The organism is Tepidimonas aquatica (assembly GCF_007556585.1).
In the GTDB taxonomy this organism is placed as follows: Bacteria; Pseudomonadota; Gammaproteobacteria; order Burkholderiales; family Burkholderiaceae_C; genus Tepidimonas; species Tepidimonas aquatica.
In genome coordinates this window covers 1-1,854 of the sequence record NZ_VJNA01000073.1, presented here as the reverse complement: position 1 = coordinate 1,854, position 1,854 = coordinate 1, and the positions used below count along the sequence as shown (strand labels likewise).

General features: G+C 67.3%; 1 protein-coding gene. It reads left to right on the top strand.

From position 1 onward, the window contains the following. The first annotated feature begins 250 nt into the window (after positions 1-250). A protein-coding gene (locus Taqua_RS12940) for an IS3 family transposase (RefSeq protein ID WP_102080835.1) occupies positions 251-1,824 on the top strand; the annotation gives its coding sequence in 2 pieces (ribosomal slippage) (positions 251-689 and positions 689-1,824; 1,575 coding nt in all). Positions 1,825-1,854: the final 30 nt, after the last annotated feature.

Below are 1,854 nucleotides of genomic sequence, written 5' to 3'. Positions count from 1 at the left end.
CCCCCCGCGTCAGAATACTTGTCGCCCCGATAGGACCAGAGCTGTGAGACTGGTTCATTGATGGTGGTGGGAGGCTGTGGAGCTTGTGGGCGAAGGCCGGCGCGGTGGGCAACGCGGATGCGTTGTCCACGGCAAGCTGGCCGGTGCGCGAAGCGCATCGTCCACAAATGCACAGCCTGTGCGGCGCCGAAGGCGCCGCCCCCCGCACACCATCGTTTCATCGACACGGGGGCGCGGATGAGAGAAGAAGTTGGCCCGATACGGACAAGCATTCAAGGACCGGGCGGTGGCACGCATGCTGCCGCCGGAGAGCGCCGCACCGCAGGTGGTGTCGCGCGAGATCGGAGTGGGCGTGGACACGCTGGAGCGCTGGCGCGCTGAGTCGTTGGCCAGGCCGGCGAAGGAGCGCGTGTGGACAGCTGCCGCGCGCCTGGAGGCGGTGATCACGACCGCGGCGATGGACGATGCCTCGCGCAGCGCCTGGTGCCGCGAGAACGGCGTGTACGCGCAGCAACTGCAGCAATGGCGAGACAACGCGGTGCGGGCACTGGCTGCACCCGAGCAAGTACGTGCCAGCCCCTCGCAGACCAAGGAGGATCGGCGCCGCATCAAAGAGCTCGAGCGAGAGGTACGCCGCAAGGACAAGGCCCTGGCCGAGGCGGCGGCGCTGCTGGTGCTGTCAAAAAAAGCCGAGGCGATCTTCAACAGGAACAAGGGCGAGGACGAATGATCGGCCTCGAAGATCGCCAGGAAATTGCCCGAGACATCGAAGCGGCTTGCGATGCCGGTGCGCGCCTGAAGCCAGCGTGCGAACTCATGGGGATCAGCGCGCGTACCTTGCAGCGCTGGAAGGCCGGCCAAGGCCTGGAATCGGGCGATGGCAGGCCGCAGGCCGTGCGGCCGGCGCCAGCCCATGCGCTGAGTGATCGCGAACGTGCGCAGATCGTCAGCGTGGCCAACGAGCCGCGCTTCGCCGATCTGCCGCCGGCGCGCATCGTGCCGACGCTGGCTGACGAGGGCGTCTACATCGCCAGCGAGTCCAGCTTCCGCCGCGTGCTGCGTGCGCAGGGGCAAATGAGTCACCGCGGGCGCGCCAAGGCACCACGCAAGGGCCGGCCACCGACCACTCACGTGGCCACCGCGCCGCGACAGCTGTGGTGCTGGGACATGTCGTTCCTGCCAAGGGATGTCGCCGGACGCTGGTTCTTCCTGTACCTCATCATGGACGTGTACAGCCGCAAGATCGTGGGCTTCGAGGTGCACGAGGACGACGACTGCGACCACGCTGCGCGGCTCGTGCAGCGCACGGCGCTGGCCGAGGGCATTCACGCCATGCCGCGTGACGAGCGACCCGTACTGCACGGCGACAACGGCGCCACGCTGAAGGCCACCACCGTGCTGGCCATGCTGTGGTGGCTGGGCGTGAAACCGTCGTACTCACGGCCCCGCGTGAGCGACGACAACGCCTTCGTCGAAAGCCTGTTCCGCACGGCGAAGTACCGGCCGGAGTTCCCAGAAAAGGGCTTTACGGATCTGTGCGCCGCGCGCGAGTGGGCGCGCCAATTCGTGCATTGGTACAACCACGATCACAGGCACAGCGGCATCCGCTACGTCAGCCCGGCACAGCGCCATGAAGGCCACGACGTCGCGATCCTTGCGGCTCGGCACCAGGTCTACCTCCAGGCTCGCGAACGCAACCCCGCGCGCTGGTCACGCGGCACACGCGACTGGTCGCACATCCGGGCCGTTACCCTCAACCCTGAACGCGACTCTGTGGTCACAACGGCTGTGAGCCGAGGAGACATTCAGCCGATTGCTGCGTGACAGAGGCGACAAGTAGCTTGACGCGCGCCG